The organism is Nitrincola alkalilacustris, from assembly GCF_008973755.1.
Taxonomy (GTDB): domain Bacteria; phylum Pseudomonadota; class Gammaproteobacteria; order Pseudomonadales; family Balneatricaceae; genus Nitrincola; species Nitrincola alkalilacustris.
Map to the genome: position 1 here is coordinate 333,593 of NZ_WBOM01000001.1, position 20,202 is coordinate 353,794.

The 20,202-nt window shown below is 57.7% G+C and carries 20 protein-coding genes and 1 riboswitch; of the genes, 8 read left to right on the plus strand and 12 right to left on the minus strand.

What is annotated here, in order from left to right; all coding sequences use genetic code 11:
• The first annotated feature begins 1 nt into the window (after position 1).
• The 4 genes from urtC to F7R27_RS01545 are packed head-to-tail and all read left to right on the plus strand — an operon-like array spanning position 2 to position 3,892.
• On the plus strand, positions 2 to 1,081 hold the full coding sequence (gene urtC, locus F7R27_RS01530; protein ID WP_151702457.1) for an urea ABC transporter permease subunit UrtC: 1,080 nt from the start codon (positions 2 to 4) through the stop codon (positions 1,079 to 1,081).
• Positions 1,078 to 1,914: an urea ABC transporter ATP-binding protein UrtD gene (gene urtD / locus F7R27_RS01535; protein WP_151702458.1), complete on the plus strand. Its 837-nt coding sequence runs from the start codon at positions 1,078 to 1,080 to the stop codon at positions 1,912 to 1,914. Before urtC ends, urtD begins: the two co-directional genes overlap by 4 nt.
• 15 nt (positions 1,915 to 1,929) lie before the next feature.
• A complete protein-coding gene (urtE, locus tag F7R27_RS01540; RefSeq protein ID WP_151702710.1) occupies positions 1,930 to 2,625 on the plus strand; it encodes an urea ABC transporter ATP-binding subunit UrtE in 696 nt (231 codons plus the stop codon).
• Between the two features lie 49 nt (positions 2,626 to 2,674).
• Positions 2,675 to 3,892 carry a methyltransferase gene (locus tag F7R27_RS01545; RefSeq protein ID WP_151702459.1) on the plus strand — a complete coding sequence of 406 codons (1,218 nt, stop codon included), beginning with the start codon at positions 2,675 to 2,677 and terminating at the stop codon, positions 3,890 to 3,892.
• A gap of 34 nt (positions 3,893 to 3,926) precedes the next feature.
• Here the strand turns inward: F7R27_RS01545 and F7R27_RS01550 are convergent, their stop codons facing one another.
• The 12 genes from F7R27_RS01550 to F7R27_RS01605 form a co-directional block, all read right to left on the minus strand.
• The gene (locus F7R27_RS01550) at positions 3,927 to 5,477 is read right to left on the minus strand and encodes a cobyric acid synthase (protein ID WP_151702460.1); all 1,551 of its coding nucleotides are present in this window, start codon (positions 5,475 to 5,477) and stop codon (positions 3,927 to 3,929) included.
• Positions 5,478 to 5,480: 3 nt separating this feature from the next.
• Complete coding sequence (gene cobO, locus F7R27_RS01555; RefSeq protein ID WP_151702461.1) at positions 5,481 to 6,092, minus strand: cob(I)yrinic acid a,c-diamide adenosyltransferase; 612 nt, start codon at positions 6,090 to 6,092, stop codon at positions 5,481 to 5,483.
• The gene (locus F7R27_RS01560) at positions 6,082 to 7,425 is read right to left on the minus strand and encodes a cobyrinic acid a,c-diamide synthase CobB (RefSeq protein WP_151702462.1); all 1,344 of its coding nucleotides are present in this window, start codon (positions 7,423 to 7,425) and stop codon (positions 6,082 to 6,084) included. Before F7R27_RS01560 ends, cobO begins: the two co-directional genes overlap by 11 nt.
• A gap of 9 nt (positions 7,426 to 7,434) precedes the next feature.
• Positions 7,435 to 8,205 (minus strand): ABC transporter ATP-binding protein, encoded by a 771-nt coding sequence (locus F7R27_RS01565; RefSeq protein ID WP_151702463.1) that lies wholly within the window; start codon positions 8,203 to 8,205, stop codon positions 7,435 to 7,437.
• Complete coding sequence (locus F7R27_RS01570) at positions 8,205 to 9,125, minus strand: FecCD family ABC transporter permease (protein WP_151702711.1); 921 nt, start codon at positions 9,123 to 9,125, stop codon at positions 8,205 to 8,207. The genes F7R27_RS01565 and F7R27_RS01570 overlap by 1 nt, the downstream gene beginning before the upstream one ends.
• 94 nt (positions 9,126 to 9,219) lie before the next feature.
• Positions 9,220 to 10,110: a cobalamin-binding protein gene (locus F7R27_RS01575; protein WP_206060338.1), complete on the minus strand. Its 891-nt coding sequence runs from the start codon at positions 10,108 to 10,110 to the stop codon at positions 9,220 to 9,222.
• A gap of 139 nt (positions 10,111 to 10,249) precedes the next feature.
• Positions 10,250 to 12,070: a TonB-dependent receptor domain-containing protein gene (locus F7R27_RS01580; protein ID WP_240776162.1), complete on the minus strand. Its 1,821-nt coding sequence runs from the start codon at positions 12,068 to 12,070 to the stop codon at positions 10,250 to 10,252.
• 127 nt (positions 12,071 to 12,197) lie between these two features.
• Positions 12,198 to 12,397, minus strand: a riboswitch (cobalamin riboswitch).
• Positions 12,398 to 12,517: 120 nt separating this feature from the next.
• Positions 12,518 to 12,955, minus strand: a complete 438-nt coding sequence (locus F7R27_RS01585) for a bifunctional adenosylcobinamide kinase/adenosylcobinamide-phosphate guanylyltransferase (protein ID WP_151702465.1) — start codon at positions 12,953 to 12,955, stop codon at positions 12,518 to 12,520.
• Entirely contained in the window at positions 12,946 to 13,518 is a 573-nt protein-coding gene (locus tag F7R27_RS01590; RefSeq protein WP_240776163.1) for a bifunctional adenosylcobinamide kinase/adenosylcobinamide-phosphate guanylyltransferase, read from the minus strand. Before F7R27_RS01590 ends, F7R27_RS01585 begins: the two co-directional genes overlap by 10 nt.
• A complete protein-coding gene (locus tag F7R27_RS01595; protein WP_240776165.1) occupies positions 13,515 to 14,705 on the minus strand; it encodes a pyridoxal phosphate-dependent aminotransferase in 1,191 nt (396 codons plus the stop codon). The genes F7R27_RS01590 and F7R27_RS01595 overlap by 4 nt, the downstream gene beginning before the upstream one ends.
• Positions 14,706 to 14,721: 16 nt before the next feature.
• A complete protein-coding gene (gene cbiB, locus F7R27_RS01600) occupies positions 14,722 to 15,714 on the minus strand; it encodes an adenosylcobinamide-phosphate synthase CbiB (protein WP_151702466.1) in 993 nt (330 codons plus the stop codon).
• A gap of 83 nt (positions 15,715 to 15,797) precedes the next feature.
• Positions 15,798 to 16,292 carry a winged helix-turn-helix transcriptional regulator gene (locus F7R27_RS01605; RefSeq protein WP_151702467.1) on the minus strand — a complete coding sequence of 165 codons (495 nt, stop codon included), beginning with the start codon at positions 16,290 to 16,292 and terminating at the stop codon, positions 15,798 to 15,800.
• A gap of 151 nt (positions 16,293 to 16,443) precedes the next feature.
• On the opposite strand from F7R27_RS01605, the gene fabB reads away from it, so the two are divergent.
• The 4 genes from fabB (at position 16,444) to F7R27_RS01625 (ending at position 20,155) form a co-directional block, all read left to right on the plus strand.
• Entirely contained in the window at positions 16,444 to 17,658 is a 1,215-nt protein-coding gene (gene fabB, locus F7R27_RS01610) for a beta-ketoacyl-ACP synthase I (protein ID WP_151702468.1), read from the plus strand.
• A gap of 151 nt (positions 17,659 to 17,809) precedes the next feature.
• Complete coding sequence (cobT, locus tag F7R27_RS01615) at positions 17,810 to 18,862, plus strand: nicotinate-nucleotide--dimethylbenzimidazole phosphoribosyltransferase (RefSeq protein ID WP_240776167.1); 1,053 nt, start codon at positions 17,810 to 17,812, stop codon at positions 18,860 to 18,862.
• Between the two features lies 1 nt (position 18,863).
• Positions 18,864 to 19,610 (plus strand): adenosylcobinamide-GDP ribazoletransferase, encoded by a 747-nt coding sequence (cobS, locus tag F7R27_RS01620; RefSeq protein ID WP_151702470.1) that lies wholly within the window; start codon positions 18,864 to 18,866, stop codon positions 19,608 to 19,610.
• 20 nt (positions 19,611 to 19,630) lie between these two features.
• On the plus strand, positions 19,631 to 20,155 hold the full coding sequence (locus F7R27_RS01625; protein WP_151702471.1) for a histidine phosphatase family protein: 525 nt from the start codon (positions 19,631 to 19,633) through the stop codon (positions 20,153 to 20,155).
• Positions 20,156 to 20,202 lie beyond the last annotated feature (47 nt).

Consider the following 20,202-nt stretch of genomic DNA (forward strand, 5'->3'; position numbering starts at 1 on the left):
GATGCTGTGGAAGCTGATTCGTGAAGACCGCGGCGGCCAGATACTGCTGGCGATGCTGCTGCTGGCGATCATCGCAGTGCCCTTGTTGAATGGCCTGCCATCCGATCATCCGTTGCATATCCCCACCTATACCGTGGCACTGCTGGGCAAGTATCTGACCCTGGCCTTGCTGGCGCTGTCGGTGGATCTGGTGTGGGGCTATCTTGGTATCCTGACCCTGGGTCATGGCGCATTCTTTGCGCTGGGTGGGTATGTGATGGGGATGTACCTGATGCGCCAGATTGGCGAACGGGGTGTCTATGGCCATCCTGAACTGCCTGATTTCATGGTGTTTCTGAGCTATGACAGCCTGCCCTGGTACTGGCTGGGATTTGACAGCTTCTGGTTCACCGTGATCATGGTGATGCTGGTGCCGGGCGTGCTGGCATTCGTATTCGGTGCACTGGCATTCCGTTCGCGAGTGTCCGGGGTGTATCTGTCGATCATCACACAAGCGCTGACTTTTGCTCTGATGCTGGCCTTCTTCCGTAATGAGATGGGCTTTGGCGGCAATAACGGCCTGACCGATTTCAAGGATATTCTCGGTTTCAGTCTGCAGTCGCGTGAAACACGTCTGGGGTTGTTTATCGCTTCGGCTGTGGCGCTGATGCTGGGTTATCTGCTCAGTCGCTATATTATCCAGAGCCGACTCGGCAGAGTCTGTGTCGCGGTGCGGGATGCCGAGTCGCGGGCGCGTTTTCTCGGTTATCGGGTCGAAAACGTCAAGCTCTGGGTGTTTACTCTGTCGGCGATGATGGCGGGTGTCGCGGGTGCGCTCTATGTGCCTCAGGTCGGTATCATCAACCCGAATGAGTTTTCGCCGTTGAACTCGATCGAAGTGGTGGTCTGGGTGGCTGTTGGTGGCCGTGCAACGCTGTATGGTGCTGTGGTCGGTGCGCTGTTGATCAACTATGCCAAAACCTGGTTTACCACCGAGCTGCCGGAGGTGTGGCTGTTTGCCCTCGGTGCGATCTTTATTCTGGTCACCTTGCTGCTGCCCCGCGGTGTGACAGGCCTGCTGCGTCGTAAGGAGGCGGTATGAGTCAGTCGCTGCTTGAGGAAGTTAAAAACCGCGATCAGGTGTTCTCCTTTCTGCGCCCGGCCGAACAACCGGCGCTGAATGTGGATAAGCAGATTCTGCTCTATCTGGAGGGGTTGTCGGTCAGTTTCGATGGCTTTCAGGCCATTAATGACCTGAACCTCTATGTGCGCGATGGTGAGCTGCGCTGCATCATCGGGCCCAACGGTGCAGGCAAGACCACAATGATGGATATCATCACCGGCAAGACCCGACCCGACAGCGGATCGGCCTGGTTTGGTCAGACCATCAATCTGCTGGATTTGGATGAGCCGGCGATTGCGCAGGCAGGTATCGGGCGCAAGTTTCAGAAACCGACCGTATTCGAGTTTCTCAGTGTCTGGGAGAATCTGGAGCTGTCGATGCCTTCACCGCGCGCTGTCTTCTCGGTGTTGCGGGCAAAGCTGGATGGCGAGCAACGCGATCGTATCGAAGAGGTACTGACCCTGATCGCTCTGCAGGAGCAACGCGAGAGTCGGGCCGGTAGTCTGTCGCACGGCCAGAAACAGTGGCTGGAGATCGGCATGCTGCTGATGCAGCAACCGCGACTGCTGCTGGTAGATGAGCCGGTTGCTGGCATGACCCATCAGGAGATGGATCGCACTGCCGAGCTGCTGATTTCGTTGGCAGGGCGCCACTCTGTCGTGGTGGTGGAACATGATATGGACTTTGTGCGCCAGTTGGCAGGTCGTGATCGTACCGTCACCGTGCTGCATCAGGGCAGTGTGCTGGCTGAGGGCAGTATGGAGCAGGTGCAGAATGATCGCAGGGTCATTGAGGTCTATCTTGGCGAATAAGTGGGAGAATAAATGATGCTGAGCATAACCGGACTCAACCAGTTCTACGGTGAAAGTCATACCCTGTGGGATCTGGATCTGACCATCCCCGAGAAGGCCTGTACCGTGCTGATGGGGCGTAATGGCGTAGGTAAGACCACGTTGCTGCAATGTATCATGGGGCATCAGAAGGTGCGCTCCGGCTCGATTCAGCTTCAGGGACAGGAACTGCTGAAAGAATCAGTGGAGCAGCGGCCGCGCATGGGCATCGGCTATGTCCCACAGGGGCGCCAGATCTTTCCACTGCTGACGGTAGAGGAGAATCTGCAGGTCGGGCTGCCGGTGCTGCCGCGTGGGCAGCGCCGTATTCCGGACTATATCTTCGAGCTGTTCCCGGTGCTGGCGCAGATGATGCACCGGCGGGGCGGGGATCTGTCCGGTGGGCAACAGCAGCAACTGGCGATCGGTCGCGCCCTGGTGGTCAATCCGCAGCTGCTGATTCTGGATGAGCCGACCGAGGGGATACAGCCCAATGTGGTGCAGGAGATCGGCGATATCATTCGCCGCCTGAACCGGGAGATGGGGCTGACGGTGCTGCTGGTGGAGCAGAAACTACCATTTGCGCGCAAAGTGGGTGATCACTTCTGCATCCTGGACCGTGGGCGCAAGGTGGCACAGGGTGAAATGGACAGACTGGATGATCAACTGGTTAAGCAGTATCTGACTGTCTGATGGTATTATGCCGCAATCGAGGAAACTCTGATTTTAAGGCATCACACCCATGTTCAATCGTTGGCAAGCCCTGGATTCCTGGCTCAGTGAGCATGCTGCCTTCTGGCAGCCCGTTCCCTTTTATACACCTCAACCCGACTGGGCGGTTCAATATCCTGAGCTTTACCGTGCATTACAGGGTTTGTCAGCGGAAGACTATGCCGAGTTGCAGCGCGATGAAGCAGCGATAACAGACTGGTTGATCGACTGGTTGCCGGCGTTATCCCAGCGTGCGAGTTTGCTGGAAGGATTTTCGACGGATGAGTCGGCAGCTCAGACGTCGGCCTGGGTGCTGACCGAAGCACAGGCACCCCATATGCCTGAACGTAAACGCATACAGGCGGGTGTGCTGACAGGCTGTTTACAGCCTTTGTCGCAACCGATAACGGACTGGTGTTCGGGTATGGGGCATCTGGCGCGTACGCTGGCTGCCGCCAGTGGTCAGCCGGTGACAGGGTTGGAGTGGAATCCAGAACTGGTGGATCGAGGAGAGCAGTTGATTCAGGCGAGCCACTGCCCGCATCAGACGAAAGTGACCCTGCAACAGCAGGATGTGCTGCAACTACAGGCGAAGACAACTCACTGGCCTGATACGCCCCATCTGGTGGCACTGCATGCCTGTGGTGATCTGCATCGCCATCTGCTGTATCAGGCAGCCATGGCACGCCAGACTCGGATCAGCCTGGTCCCTTGCTGCTACCACTTGACCGCTGATACCCATTGGCAACCCCTGGCCAAAGTGACACGGCAATCGGCCCTGCATGGCCTGACTCAAGCCCAGATGCGTCTGGCTGTGCAGGAAACAGTCACGGCTCCAGCACGTGTGACGGAGCAGCGCGAACAACTGAATGTCTGGCGCCTGGGGTATGAAGCACTTCGGCAGTCGCTGGCTCAGGATGACACCTACCGTCCTTTACCCTCCAGCTCGGTCAAGCAGCTGCAACATGGCTTTCCAGCGTTTTGTCATTGGGCAGCAAGTCAGCATGCTGGAACCTTACCTTCACAGGTTGATTGGCCCGCCTGGCTACATCAGGGTGAGCAGCGCTATGCGCAGGTCCTACGGGATGAGCTCTTGCGACATCAATTTCGCCGTCCATTAGAGCTCTGGCTAGTGCTGGACTATGTGCTGTTTCTGCAGGAAGCAGGTTACCAGGTCAAATTGCAGACCTTCTGTGCCCGCGAGTTGTCGCCGAGAAATCTGCTGATCGAAGCGCGCTACCAGCACTAGAATCGCCGATTCAGGCCACTCGTAACCTATCAGCCTAAAGCTTCAGCAGTCTGAGCAGCCAGTCGGTATCCAGATGCGCATCCAGCATATCGGCCAGCCGATCCAGTGAGGCCTCACGGTGTTGCTGATAGTCGACCCGGGTCTGCAACCTCTGGCCTGGATGGCCCTCGCCCAGAAAGCCGAGCAGGGCAGAGCAGGCCTCGGCTTGATCAAAGATGCCGTGCATATAGGTGCCGATGATCTGACCATCAGTGCTGATGGCGCCATCTCTCTGATCTGTTTCGTCAGTCAGACTACGAGGAGGGCAGTGAGTCAGACAGCGATTCAGGGCGCTGCCCTCACTGTGGCCGTTGTGGATCTCGTAGCCGCTGAAAGCCATGCCTGACTCGGTTGCAGAGTAAGAGGCTGAGTCAGGGCTTGAGTCAGCGTTTGAATCAGAGCCGGCGCCCGGTAACTGCAAAGTGCCGCTGATATGGCGCAGCGTCTTTTTCTGCATCAGCTTGGTCGTCATATCCAGCAGCCCCAGGCCCTGACTGCTACCAGGTTCACCCTCGACACCCAGTGGGTCGTGGATCGTCTGGCCGAGCATCTGGAAACCGCCACAGATTCCCATCACTTTGCCACCATAGCGCAGATGGCGCTGAATCACATCGGGCCAGCCCTGTTGCTGCAGCCAGGCCAGATCCTGACGCGTGTTCTTGCTCCCTGGCAACAGGATCACATCCGCCGCCGAGATCGTTTCATCCTGCCCGACAAAGCTCAGCTCCACGCCGGGGTGCAGGCGCAGTGGATCAAAGTCATTATGATTGCTCATGCGGGGCAGGCGGGGAATCACGATCTTCAGCGCACCTGCTTCATGCTCACCGGCATCGGCGACACTGTCCTCGGCATCCAGCAGCAGTCCCTGCAGATAGGGTAGAACGCCGAGTACCGGTTTGCCGGTACGGGCCGTCAGCCACTCAAGGCCCGAGGTCAGCAGTGCCGGATCGCCACGGAAGCGGTTGATGATAAAACCGCGCGTGCGCGCCTGTTCAGATTCTGACAGCAATGCCAGCGTGCCAACCAGTTGTGCAAAGACGCCGCCGCGATCGATATCACCGACCAGCAGTACCGGGCAGTCGATCGCTTCAGCAAAGCCCATGTTTGCAATATCGCGATCTCGCAGATTGATCTCGGCCGGGCTGCCGGCGCCTTCGGCGATGATGATCTGATGGCGTTGGCTCAGAGCCTGCCAGGCGTCCAGCATCTCTGTGCGGGCATGGGTTTTGAACTGATGATAATCGATCGCATCCATATTGCCGTACACCTGCCCGCGCACGATCACCTGCGCCCCGCGATCACTCTGAGGTTTGAGCAGAATCGGGTTCATGTCGCTGTGTGGCGGAAGTCCACAGGCCAGCGCCTGCAGTGCGGTGGAGCGACCGATCTCGCCGCCGTCGATCGTCACGGCACTGTTCAGCGCCATGTTCTGCGGCTTGAAGGGTGCCACTGACACGCCGCGGCGGGCCAGCCAGCGACACAGCGCCGCGACCACCGTACTCTTGCCGGCATCTGAGGTGGTGCCCTGGATCATCAATGTGGTCATAACTTACAGCTCGATCCCTTTCTGCGCCTTGATCCCCTGATCCTTGAAGGCGTGTTTGATCACCTTCATCTCGGTCACGGTATCGGCCAGGTCGATCAAAAGCTGCGGTGCATTACGGCCAGTCACCACGACATGCTGATGCGCCGGGCGGGCCTGCAGATCATCCAGTACCTGATCAAGATCCAGATATTCATAGCGCAGTGCGATATTCAGCTCATCAAGCAGAATCAGGTCATAGCTCGGATCCTGCAGCATGTCGCGGGTGATCGCCCAGGCCGCTTCAGCGGCGGCGATATCGCGTTGCAGATCTTTCGTTTCCCAGGTGTAGCCTTCACCCATCACATGGTAGGTTACGCCGGGCTGTCGGCGGAAGAATGCCTCTTCGCCAGTCTGGAAGGCGCCCTTGATGAACTGCACAACACCGACTTTCATATCATGCCCCAGTGCGCGGGCCAGCATACCGAAACCGGAGCTGCTCTTGCCCTTGCCCGGGCCAGTCAGCACCAGCAGTACCCCCTGTTCGTTCTGCGCCTCTTCTATGCGCTGGCGCATGAATGCCTGTTTGCGCTCCATGCGGCGTGCGTGGCGTTCGGGATCGCGTGTTTTATCCTGCATCTTGTACCTCGCATTGTTTATTTGATGGTGTGAAGGTCTGAGCTGTGAACAGGTCGGCCACCAGCTCCGGAGCAGATGGGAAGTAACCATGGAAGTAGCTGGCGATCAGGGAGCCGACACGATACACGGGTTCCGCTTCGGTACCGGCCAGGATGCGGGCGCGAGTGATCGGTGTTTCTGTGGTTTCGAGGCGGGAGTGGTGGTAGGTGTGCCCCCGCAGCTCGCCTTTATCGGTATGTACCGACTGCAGACCGATCGCCTGTAATCTTTGCTGCATTCTGGCGCTGCCTTTGAGCAGGTTAAACAGCGGATAGCTTTGCTCCTCGCGGTCAACGAGGGTTTCACAGCTCGCCATCAATCCGCCACACTCGGCCAGAATCGGTTTGCCTGCCTGATGATGGGCCTGAATCGATGCGATCATCGACAGGTTCTGCGCCAGCGTAGCGCCATGCAGCTCTGGATAACCACCGGGCAACCACAGCGCATCAGCGGCGGGTAACTGAGTATCTGTAAGTGGTGAAAAGAACAGCAACTCGGCGCCCATCGCCTGCAACAGATCAAGATTGGCACGATAGATAAAGGCGAAAGCAGCATCCTGTGCCACTGCAATACGCCAGCCTTCGAGCAGGCGTGGTGGAGGCGTCGGGCGTTCGGCACTGAGCGTCACGCGTGTTGGTAGTCGATCGAGCCCGGCTGCTCTCAAGACTTCGGCGGCCTGGTCCAGTTGTTCATCCAGTCCGGTCAGTTCGGTCGCCTGCACCAGGCCAAGATGGCGATCGGGCATCATCATCGCATCATGGCGAGGCACGGCGCCGAGCAACTGAATACCTTCTGGCATTGCAGATCGCAGTATCTCGGTATGACGAGGACTGCCGACACGATTGGCAATGACTTCATGTATCTGCAGCTCGGGGTGAAAGTGTGCCAACCCCTGCGCCACGGCGGCAAATGTCTGTGCCATACCCCAGGCATCGATCACCGGCAGGGCCGGGATTCCGGCGAGAATTGCCAGATCGGCACTGGATGGGCAGCCATCAAACAGCCCCATGGAGCCTTCCACCAGAATCAGATCAGCATCCTGTGCCGCCTCGGCCAGACGCCAGCGACACTCGGCCTCACCGGTCATCCAGGGGTGCAACTGATACACAGGTTGGCCGGATGCCAGCTCCTGCAGCATCGGGTCGAGATAATCAGGCCCGTGTTTGAACACGCGCACCTTGAGCCCGGCGTTGCGGTGCAGTCGGGCTAGCGCCGCTGTCACCATGGATTTTCCCTGTCCTGAGCCAGGGGCAGTGATCAGTGCAGCGGATGCTGTGGCAGTAATGGAAGACATGGCGATCCTTCAGTCTCGTGCGGGGATGAAAATGGGTGTGCCATCAATCATTGTGGTGATCAGGCGCTGGTTATAGAGTTTTTCCAGTGCAGAGGGGATCAGCATGCTCCGGGTGTCGCCCCAGCAGGCCTCTCCATCCGGGTAGAGCAGCAGAATCCGGTCACACCAGCGGGCGGCAAGGTTCAGGTCATGCAGGCACATGAATACCGCCTTGCCAGCCGCGGCCTGGCGCGACAGCAGTTCGAGTACCGCGACCTGATGGTGCAGATCCAGATGATTGGTTGGCTCATCTGCGAGCCAGATCTCGGGCGCTTGTGTCAGCAGTGTGGCGATGGCTACACGCTGGCGCTCACCACCCGACAGGGTACTGACCAGTCGATCACCCAGATGCGCGACATCCAGTGCTGCAAGGGCGGCTTCCGCCTGGTTGATATCCTCGGCTCCCTCCATCTGCCAGGCAGACAGAAACGGATGGCGTCCGATCAAGGCGGTTTCGCGCACGGTGGCCGGGAAACCATCCTGACGCTCCTGAAACACCAGCCCCAGATGCTGAGCAATGGCCCGCCGTTTCAACGATGCCAGAGGTTCATCATTGAGTAGTATCTGCCCGGAGCGAGGTGGACGAAGCCCTGCCAGTGTATGCAACAGCGTGGTTTTGCCAGCACCATTCGGGCCCAGTACTCCCCATACCTGCCCCGGTTCCACACTCAGGCTAATGGCTCTGCCATCAGCACGCGCTGGAACATCAATGATCAGATCCTTCAGCTCAAGGCAGCTCATCATCGACTCCTGTACAGCAGGAAGAGGAAGGTAGGCACACCGAGCAGGGCGGTCAGCACACCCACGGGCAGTTGTTCCGGCGCGATGATTGTACGTGCCAGCGTATCCGCAAGGGTCAGCAGTGTGCCGCCTGCCAGCACGCAGGCGGGTAAGATCAGGCGCTGATCATTGCCCAGCATCAGGCGCAACATATGTGGCACGATCAAACCAACAAAACCGACACTGCCGGCGGTGGTGACAGCTACTGCTGTGAGCAGACTGGCCAGAATATAGATCAGCGCCTCCATCGGCTTCACGGCAACTCCCAGCGCAGCCGCCTGCAGTGGCCCTCGTGCGAGCACATTGAGACTACGCCCGAAGGGTGTCAGCACCAGACAGACCATCAGTAATATGATCAACGCAGGCCAGGGCGTTCTGGCGTAGGAGAGATCGCCCATCAACCAGTAGAGCATGCCGGGCAGGCGTTGCGGGGGACTCAACGCCAGCATCAGGGTGATCACGGCGCCCCAGCCGGAGGCGACGACCACGCCGGTCAGCAACAGCCGTGACGGCGTCCAACTGCCGGTGCCATGGGCCAGACCAAACACCAGCAGAGTGGCTGACAGGGCACCGATCAGTGCCGAACCTGAAATCAAAAAACCGCCGAGACCGGCCAGCATCGCTGTCAGCGCGCCGACAGCTGCACCGCCGGATATCCCCAGAATATAGGGATCTGCGAGCGGGTTACGCAGCAGTATCTGCATCAGCGCACCGGCCAGCGCCAGCAGTCCGCCTGTGGCGAAGGCAGAGAGTGTGCGTGGCAGGCGAAGCTCCAGAATCAGGGTGCGCTGCAGGTCACTGCCCTGGCCGGTGAAAACGGCGATCACATCCTGGAGTGGAATGCTGGAGCTGCCATGCGCGATAGAGAAGATCATCGCCATCAGGGCTGCCAGTGACAGTGTCAGCAGGGGAATACCGATCTGTCTTGAAAAGGAGGTATGCCCAGGCCGTGGTGCCGCTGAGTGGTTTGAGGGCTCAGCGTCGTGCACGTGCTATCTCCAGCTTCTCGCAGAACAGCTGCGCGCCCGCCAGCATGCGTGGCGTGGGCCTTTGTATCAGAGAGGGCGGGATAAAGAACAGATTGCTCTGCTGCGTTGCCTGCAGGCTGCTGTAGTGAGTCCAGTCGGTTAACCACTCTTTATTCTCTTCACCCATGCCACCGGCCAGAATCGCTTCCGGATTGGCAGTCAGCACTGACTCTACATCAATGCGGGGAATCAGGCGGGGCAGGTCGGCAAACACATTCTCACCGCCACACAGCTCAATGACCTGATGGATCAGATGATCGCCATTAACCGTCATCAGTGGTTCCTTCCACACCTGATAGAAAACGCTGATTGGTGAACTGTCCTGATAGCGCTGGCGCAGAGTATCGATACCCTGACGAAAATCCTCGGCGACGGCCAGGCCGTCAGTATCAGTTCCGGCCAGATGCGCCATACGCTCTATCGCGGTCGATACATCCTCAAAGGTACGTGGTTCCAGATAGAAGATGGGCAGACCCAACTCCTCAAGCCGTTCAGTCTGCTCAACCGGATTGCCGGTTACCCAGCCGATCACCAGATCCGGCTGCAGCGCGATCAGGGTTTCCATATCCACCCGGGTATGGCTGCCCACCGAGGTGACCTGACGGGCTTCAGGGGGATAATCACTGTAGGCGACCACCGCCACCACCTGATCACCGGCCCCGGCAGCATAGACCAGCTCCGTGGCACCGGGTGACAGGGCCGCGATACGCTGAGCCGGTTGATCGAGACACACCTGACGACCCTTGTCATCCAGCACACACAAAGCGTCTGCCCAGGCGAAGGGGATCAACCCGGTCAGGAGCAGGGCGGCGGAACATAGCTGTCGCAGGTGTGGCATCTGTATCGGTTCTCTTGCTGATTACTTTATCCTGATGACCTTGGGTGAGACGCCGTGAATACGTCCCTGTAGGCTTAAATGCCGCATCCCTGCGGCATCCCAAGGTCATCGGGATACACTTCGAGGCTAGGGCCTCAGATTACAGGCCAGTATAGCGCAGGGTCAGGAAGCCGCTGCGACCGGGGTTTTTGTAGTCCCAGCCACCGAAGCCACGGGTCGTGACATATTCCTTGTCCAGCACATTGTCGAGGGTGACAACCGCAGACCAGTTTCTGGCAAACTCCCATCCTGCTCGCAGGTTGAGCAGACCATAGCCCGGCATTTTGTCACGGTTGCGACGTGCATTGTAGCGGCTGCCCTGAGTAATGACCGTGGCGCCGAAGGTCCAGTCATTCATGCGGGTGTCGGCATCCAGGCGAGCGCTTTTGGTGGTACGGCGCTGCAGGCGGGTGTTGTCGGCACGATCGATCGGGTCAAGGCCGGTCAGTGCGGCGCGCAGAGTCCAGTTCTGGATCTGTGTACCGGCGGCAAGCTCAATGCCACGCACGCGTGCACGGTCGATGTTCTGAGGTGAGAAGAGTCCGCTGGGTGTCGGTGCCCAGTTGATCAGGTTTTTGTAGTTGGCTTCATAGATCGCCAGATCCCAGAACAGGGTTTCATACTGCCCGCGGGCACCCAGTTCAAAGGTGTTGGAGGTTTCCGGGTTCAGATCCAAATTGCCACTGCCCGGCCAGTACAGGTCGTTGAAGCTTGGAGCACGGAAAGCCGTGCCGTAGCTGGCACGTAGCGTGTGCTGCTGATCCAGGTCATACCCGATTGCAATACCGCCTGTCACTTCATCGCCATAGACTTCGTTGTCGTCGTAACGCAGGCTCAACTGCAGGCTGACCGGATTGAAGTGGAACAGCCCCTGCCCAAACAGCGCATGGTTGTCACGGCTGAGCGAGCCGTAGCTGGAGGTATTGACCTTGTCCTGTACCAGCTCGATACCACCGATCAGCTCATGCTGTCCTGCCCAGACGTTGTTCTCCCAGCGCAGGCGCTGGCTTTTGGTATCAAAGTTGGAGCGCGAGGTCTGGTAACTGGTGTTTTCGTCACGTGCTTCGCTGAGCTGTACGCGTGAGACCCAGTGTTCATTGACCGGCAGGCTGGCGGTTAAGCCAGCAACCTGCAGGCGGAAGTCAGTTTCGCCACCGACAAACTCGGTATTGCCGCGACTGCTCATGATCAGGCCGCTGATATCAGCACCATTGTCAAAAGTGTGGCCCAGGCGAGCCAGTCCGGTGGTGTTGTCATAGCCTCGGCGACCTTGTCCATCACGGATCTCGATACCATCGGTACGGAAGTGGTTGGCGACAAGGTTGAAGCGAGTATTATCCTGACGACCTGAGAAACCGGCAGTCGCCTGTTTCGAATTAAATGAACCGCCACCGAGGGCCAGATCTACACGCGGTTTGCCCTGACCGTCGGGCAGAAAGCCCTGAATGACCCCGCCGGAAGCATCGGCACCATAGAGGCTGCCACGCGGACCGCGCACGATCTCGAAGCGCTCAAACAATCCCGGTGTCAGAAACTGCCAGGAAGCGCCGCCGGAGGTTGCGGTTTGCAGACGGATACCGTCCACCAGCAGCAGCGTGGAGTCACCGGCCGCACCACGGGTGTAAACACTGGTGGTTTTACCGAAGCCACCGTTGGAGCTGAAATCCACCCCGGGCTGGCCTTTAACCAGGTCGATCAGATCACGAGGCTGTTGCTGCCGAATCTGTTCCTGGTCGATCACCGTAACAGAGGCAAGTGAGTCATCAGCGGTGCGTGGAGCAAGCGTAGCTGTAACCACTATGGGATTGAAGCGTAAGTCAGCGTCCAGTGGCGCGTCATGGTCGTGTGCGACAGCAGATAACGGTAAGGCAGACAGGCAGAGCATGGGCAGATGCTTTGCGTTAAAAACGGACTTGTTCATCGGGACGGATCTCATTCACACCATGCACACCCGCACGGCTGACATTAAGGAAAGCTGTCGGGAAGGAGATCAGGAATAGGGATAACAACAGACGTGTCTGGCCCAGTCCAGTGATCGCCCTCCGCAATCAGGCACAACATCACGGGCAGGTCTCCGGGCTGACAAGCGAAAAGCATGCTTTTCGACAGATCGCCTTCCCATACCTGAGTACAGTGGCGTAGGACCTGTCTTGACTTGAACACCGTTGCGGGGGCAGCGTCGGATATGAGCCGACTTCCCTATTAATCCCGGACGCACGTCCTGGGAACCTGTGAAGAAGCGAAGGGTACCACTGCATGGGATGGACCTCAAGGAGGACTGATTAACGCAAATCCCTGTTAACGGAATAGTCTGTTAACAGGTGGTCTTGCGTATATTTCCAGGTCAGCATACAACAGTAGATAAGGTTCAGTCTTTAATCGCCCGCGCCAGACCATGCCAGAGGTAGTGGATCTGATCGCAGAGCCTGGCGGCATCCTGGCTTAGCCAGCCGTTGAGATCCCGCAGTTGGCGGTCGTGGGCATCGATCGGGACGATACCACGTCCGATCTCCAGCAGGATCAGGCAGACCGCCACGCCCTGTTCCATTTCTGCCTGCTGCAGGGCGCGCAGTTCATGCTGCAGGGTTTGACGTAGGGTCGTCAGATCGGGTTCATCTGCTGCAGAGAGTAGATCCCGGAGCCAGCATTCCCAGCCCTCGAGTACCAGCTGATGATTGGGCAATACGCGTGTGTGCCAGCTCTCCAGAGAGTCTCCCTGATAGGCCGAGTGCCAGATCAGCGCATCTGACTGCTGTCGCGCAAAAGCACGCTTGCCACTGTAACTGCCGCCGATAATCAGTTGCATGGATCACTCTCCCTTTTCGGACTCGAAGGTTTCCACTCCAGTGCAATACCAGCGAGCATCTGAATGGCGCGGTCTGCCCGCTGCACCATACGCTGATGTATCAGTTGCTGAAAGATCAGCCAGGCGCGCACTTGCGAATCGGTGGGGGGCAGTTCCTCATTCAGATCATTGGATACCAGCAGCAGATCCACCTGCATCCGCTCAGACTGTTGCACAAAATCATCAAGCAGGGATAGGCCTTGTGCTTCATTTAACGAACTGCTGAACATCACCTGGCTGCTCCAGAGGGTCAGGCAGTCGAGGAGCAGCGTGCTGTTCGGTTCGACCTGTTGCAGTGCTCGGGTCAGTTGAATGGGTTCTTCCAGTGTGATCCAGTGTGGGCCGCGTGTCTGCTGATGATGGCGGATACGTGCGCCCATTTCGCCATCGGCCGGGGCGGCAGTGGCCAGATAATAGAGGTTACCCCCTTTGCGCTGCTGGTTCTGGCAGGCCAGTGTTTCAGCCAGCGCACTTTTGCCGGAACGGACACCGCCCGAGATAAAGGTCAGCATGCTCTCTCTCACCGATTCTGCTCCCGCCAGCTCTGCAATGCCGCGAGCAGAGATCGGTTCTCCTCACGTGAGCGGATCGCCAGTCGCAGCCACTCTCCGTTCAGACCTGTGAAGTTGTGGGTATGTCGTGCCAGAATTCCCTGCTGCAGCAGGTGGCGAAACAGTGCATCAGCACTGGGTTGCTCTTCAGCAGGAGGGTTGGCATCCTGCAGCAGGAAAAAGTTGGCGGCTGGTGTGGGTATCCGGTAACCGAGCGCGAGCAGTTGTGGCAGTAGCCAGTCGGATTCTGTCCTGAGCCAGTGAGCGGTTGCCTGCAGAAAGGGCCGATCCGCCAGCAGCGGCGCGACCAGTTCAGCTGCCAGGTAATTCACGCTCCAGGGCATCTGCCGGGCGAGTAGCCGCTGGATCAGATCGGCATGGGCGAGGATATATCCCAGCCTCAACCCCGGCAGGGTATAGAGTTTGGTCATCGAACGCAGCAGGATCAGGTGCCGGGACTGATGAAGACAGGACTGATGTAAAGGGGGCTGCTGTAGATGCTCGACCAGACTCGGTTCGCCTGGCTCGCAGAAGTCGATGAAGGCTTCATCAATGATCAGCGTGCAGTGAGACTGCTCAGCCAGTACCAGCCAGCGGCTGATGGTTTCAGCCGGGATCAGTGTGGCTGTGGGGTTGTTGGGACGCGCTATCAGGATCAGATCCCGCTGCCGGATTGCATCACGGATCAGCGATTCATCCGGTAAAAAAGCCGGTTGCTGCAGCGGCAACTGGGTGATGGCGATCCGGTAGTGGTCGCAGGCGCGGGCGTACTCACCGAAGGCGGGTTGCAGGATCGCGGCTTTCTGGCCGGCAAACAGCGAGGCTGCCAGAAAGATCGCCTCACTGCCGCCATTGGTCAGACAGACCTGATCCGGCGAGACTCCTTCACAGTCGGCGATGGCACGTCGGGCATTTATGTAGGTCGGGTCGGGGTAGAGTGCCAGCCCAGCACTCAGACTCGCCAACTGTGCGGCAACCCATTTTGGTGGTCCCAGCGGGTTCAGGTTGGTGCTGAAATCCAGCAATGGGTGAGTGTCGGGCAGGCCAAAGTGTGCCAACAGTGCGTTCCGCTGCCCGCCATGTGAGGGCCAGAAGGGCTGAAGGTCTGTCGGCAAACTGATTCTATCCACGCTCTCTTCATCCACGCTCTCTTCCTCCACTCTCTCTTCCTCCAAACTACACCTGCCCCATCCATCCTGAACCTGCCATGAGTAGTATGCCGATGGCTATCAGCAACAGAAACACCAGCCAGGCCCCATGCATCAAGAAAATAGCACGATGGATGTGCACTTCCCGCAGTGGGCCCAGAGCCTCCCCCATCAGGTTGCGTTCCGAGGCGACTCCCTGATAGTAGTTGGTGCCTCCGAGTCGTACTCCCAGCAGATATGCCATCATCGCCTCAGGCCAGCCTGCGTTCGGGCTCGGGTGCAGGGGCGCATCCCTGAGAGTGCCTTGCCAGGCCTCGCGAGTGTGGCAGCCTGGAAACAATAGCCCACAGCACCAGAGGCACAAAGCGGTCAGTCGTGCAGGAATCCAGTTTGCCAGATCATCCAGTTTAGCCGAAGCATAACCAAAATCGTTGAAGCGCTCGTTACGGTAACCCACCATTGAATCCAGCGTATTCACCGCCTTGTAGGCCAGCGCCAGCGGTGCACCGCCGATCAGTGCCCAGAAGAGCGGGGCGGTGATGCCATCGACAGTGTTTTCTGCCAACGTCTCGACGGTGCCGCGGGTGATCTCGGCTTCATCCAGTTGCTCCGTGTCACGCCCGACTATGCGTGCCAGTGAACGTCTGGCCTGCACCAGATCACCTCGGCTCAGAGGCTCTGCCACCTGAAGGGCTGCATCTTTCAACCCCTTGATGGCCAGCGCTGAGGCCAGCAGCAACACCTCGGCCAGCAGACCGAGCCAGAGATGCAGGTGATACAGCACAGACAGCAAACCCAGTACCAGCAGATAGGTACCACCCACCAGTATCAGTGGCAGCAGAAAACCGCGTCGACGTCGAGTGATGGCTGTGCCTCGGTTCAATCGCCGTTCCAGTGAACTGATAACCCTGCCCATCAGTACGACGGGATGGGGCAGCCAGTCAGGGTCGCCGATCAGCAGATCGATGATGATCGCCACAACCACCAGGGCCAGCATTGACAGACTCAGGGCCGGCAGCATAGCCAGTTAATCCTCAAAATGTGAAAGCGCAGTAGTGTACATCAGGGCACTTTGAAAAACCTGTCCGGTGCCTTTGGCAAGGTTCAAGACGTGTGATCTTCCTTTAATTTTTTCCAGCGCTGCTGGGCATCTTCGGGCATATGCCTGCTTGGTTCGCCAATCAGATCCCGGAAACTAACCGGCTCACCGCACTCAGAGCAGACAACCTGAGGGCTGGTGATCTGGTTGCAGGCTTTGTGAGTCAACTCGATGGGTGGTTGGTTCTTGAATACCCACTTGTCTCCCCACGCGATCAGCGTCAGCAAGACAGGCCCGAGTTCATATCCCTTTTGGGTCAGGTGGTATTCGAAGCGGTTTCCCGTGTCGTATGGAACCTGTTTGAGTATCCCCTCTGCGACCAGGGTTTCCAGCCTGTCGGTCAGGACTTTTCTGGAGATGCCGAGGCTGTCCAGAAGTCCGCTGAAGCGATGATTACCGATGAATACATCGCGAAGAATCAGCAGCGTCCACCACTCACCAACAATATTCAGGGCTTGAGCGATGGAGCAATGCATATCAGAAAAATCGGTGCGTTTCATAACGGCCTGCTGTACTTGAACAAAGTGAGTGCTTGGGATATCTTATCAGTCTCCTAAAGAGACTTTATGGTTATCTTTAATCATAACTGACTGAACAGGTTTCATACACTCGCCAAGGCGACAGTCTGGGCGGGAATTAAAGAGGCAGGATATGCGAAGAGTCGTCATTACGGGTATGGGCATTGTTTCGAGCATTGGCAATCAACTGTCAGAAGTGACGGCGTCATTGAAAAACGGTACTTCAGGTATCCGACTTCAGGAGTCTTATCGAGAGCAAGGACTGCGCTGTCATGTAGCCGGCTCAATACAGAACCTGAATTGTGAAGAGCGGATACCACGAAAACTCTACCGTTTCATGGGTGATGCAGCCGCTTTTGGATATGTCGCCATGGAGGAGGCCATCGCCCAATCCGGCCTGACCGAAGCGCTGATCAGCCATCCCCGAACCGGTCTGTTGATGGGTTCAGGTGGCGCCTCCACCATGGATATAGTCGAGGCGGCAGATATCTTGCGTTCAAAGGGGATCCGCCGTGTAGGCCCTTATCGTGTTACGTCCACCATGGGCAGTACGGTCTCGGCCTGTTTATCCACCTCGTTCGGGATCAAGGGGATGAACGCGACGATGACCTCGGCCTGCTCCACAAGCGCACACTGTATCGGTTACGGCATGGAGCTGATTCAGTGGGGTAAGCAGGATATTATTTTTGCCGGTGGAGGGGAGGCGGAACATTGGAGTCAGAGCTGTCTGTTCGATGCCATGGGCGCTTTTTCCACCCGCTCTAATGATCAGCCAGACAAGGCCAGTCGTCCATATGATGCTGACCGGGACGGTTTTGTTATCGCGGGCGGCGGTGGTGTGGTGGTGCTGGAGGAGCGCGAGCATGCACTTCGTCGAGGCGCCCCTATTCTGGCTGAACTGGTAGGTTATGGTACCGCTTCGGACGGTTATGACATGGTTGCTCCATCCGGTGATGGGGCGGCACGTGCCATGGCGTTGGCGATGGAAACCGTCAATGCGCCTATCGATTATCTGAACACGCACGGTACCAGCACGCCAGCTGGCGATATTGTGGAGTTGGAGGCGGTGGCCAGGGTGTTCGGTTCAGACTTTCCGAGATTCAGTTCCACCAAATCCCTGACCGGGCACTCGCTGGGGGCGGCCGGAGTCCATGAGGCTATCTACAGTATTATCATGCTCAATGAAGGTTTCATAGCGGCCTCTGCGAATGTTGAAAACCTTGATCCGGGCGTGGGTGACTGGCCGATTGTGCTCGAACGCCAGGAGACACCTCTGAGTCGAGTGATGAGTAACAGCTTCGGCTTTGGTGGCTCCAATGTCAGCCTGGTATTCTCCAGGCATGGCTGATTTAATTTTCTGAATGACTCTGGGTCACACTGTTTGGAATAGCTCCTGTGTAGGAACGGAGCTACCCGACAACGTCAGTCAAGGTTGTTATTTTAGCACCAGCGCCTTACTCTGCGACTTTTCCACACCTGAAAAGATCAAAGGGATTGTCGTGAATCAGCCTTTATTGCCGCCTATCTTCCATGTTCAACCGGTCAGCGCAGCGCTGGATGAGCAGATACAGAGTGTGATCGACAACAAAACCAAGCCTCTGGGTTCGCTCGGGAAACTGGAAACGCTCGCGGCGCAGCTGGCACGGATACAACAGAGTCTGTCACCCCGGGCTGATGAGGTGATGCATCTGGTATTTGCGGCAGATCATGGTGTCTGTGATGAGGGGGTCAGCCCTTTTCCACAGGAAGTGACGGCACAGATGGTACTGAATTTTCTGAGCGGTGGTGCTGCGATCAACGTGTTCTGTCGTCATAATCGCGTCGGCCTGAAGGTGATTGATGCCGGCGTTGCTGTGCCTCTGCCGAGTCATCCCGATCTGATCTCTGTGCCGGTAAGAGCAGGTACGGCCAACTTTACCCTGCAGCCAGCAATGACCGAAGCCGAACTGATGAACTGTCTGGAGCAGGGCGCAGCGATGGTGGATACCTGGGCAGCGGATGCACAGATTCTCAGCCTGGGTGAAATGGGGATCGGTAATACCACGGCTGCGGCAGCCATTCTGGCATCGATGATGCAGGTGCAGCCATCCGAAGTGGTGGGGGCTGGTACGGGGGCCAGTGAGCAGATGCAGCAGCATAAAGCAGCTGTAATCGCGAAAGCGCTGGCACGGATACCACTCGGCCCAGATCAACCACTGGCTGTGTTGCAGCAGGTGGGCGGGCTGGAAATTGCGATGATGGTCGGGGCTTTCCTGCGTGGTGCTGCGCTGGGTAAGCTCTTGCTGGTGGATGGTTTTATTGCCACCAGCGCCTGGTGGATCGCCTATGCTCTACAGCCTGCATTGAAGCACTACACAGTGTTTGCACATCAAAGTGATGAACAGGGTCATACCCGTGCCCTGCAAGCGCTGCAGGTGACACCTTTGCTGCAACTGGATATGCGCCTCGGAGAAGGGACAGGTGCTGTAGCGGCAGTGCCGTTGCTGCGTCTGGCCGCGGCCTTTTTCAATGAGATGGCCTCCTTTGCCGATGCCGGTGTGAGTAACGCCTGATATGAAAGTCTCCCTGCAGCACGAATGGCAGGCCTTCTGGCTGGCGTTGGGTTTTCTGACGCGCATCCCGATGCTGGTGCGCATCGACTATTCCCAGTCTTTGATGAATCAGAGCAGTGTCTACTTCCCGCTGGTGGGGTTGCTGCTGGGGGCGGGTTACGTAGGTTTGTATCTGCTGTTGAGTCAGTTATGGAGCTTGCCTGTCTGTCTGCTGCTGGTGTTGATCTTTCACCTTTGGATCACCGGTGCTTTTCATGAAGATGGGTTGGCTGATTCGATCGATGCACTGGGGGGCGGCTATACGGTTGAGAAGCGCCTGAGCATCATGAAGGACAGCCGTATCGGCACCTATGGCAGTGTTGCCTTGATAATGGCGCTGGGGTTGAAGCTGGCGCTCTGGCTCTCGATTGACGGCCTGCTGATCGCCTTGCTGATTGTACCGGCCATTGCCCGCTTCACGCCGCTGCTGCTGATGCATTTCATGCGTTATGTCACGGATCCTGATAGCAGTCGCAGCAAGCCTGTAGCGGAAAGTTTTTCTGGCAGGCGCCTGCTGCTGGCTGGGCTTTTCTGTCTGTTGCTGTCGCTGCTGACACAGACTCTGTTCTGGTCACTGCTGGCCGTGGCTGCCACGGCGCTGATCTGGGGTTTTTATCTGCAGCGACAACTGGGCGGTTATACCGGAGATACGTTGGGTGCCAGCGTTATTCTGACCGAGCTGGTGCTGTTGCTCTTGCTGGCCGTATAAGAGGGGCTTATAGAAGGGCTATGCGCTACTGGATTCGACATGATCGACCGGAGTTGCCGGATCACATCTGTTATGGCTGGCTGGATCTACCGCTGGCGGTACCTGTTGAGCAGACCTTGCAGGCTCTGCCGGAGCTGCCGCACGGGCTGCCGATTTTTACCAGTCCATTGCAGCGTTGCCGGTTGCTGGCTGAATCCCTAGCGGAAACCCTGTCTGAGTCGATGGCGGGAAGCATTGAGATCGAGTGTCTGACATCGCTGCAAGAGGTGCACTTTGGCCGTTGGGAAGGCGTGCGCTGGGATGATGTACCCAGGGATGAACTGGATGCCTGGGCTGCAGATCCTTTCGGATATCAGTTTCCGCAGGGTGAGTCGGTTCCGGCTTTTATCGAGCGTGTCAGATTGGTGCTGAACAGCCTGCCAGCGGATGCGATCATCATCACTCATGCCGGTGTGATCAGGGCCGCGCTGCATCTGAGTCAGTCTATCACTCTGGCTGAAGCATTTGATCGCAGAATCGATTTTGCTCAGTGCCTGCGTTTTTGAGAAGAGATAACAGATGTCACTCTGCCAGTCAGAAGAATAACCACCTG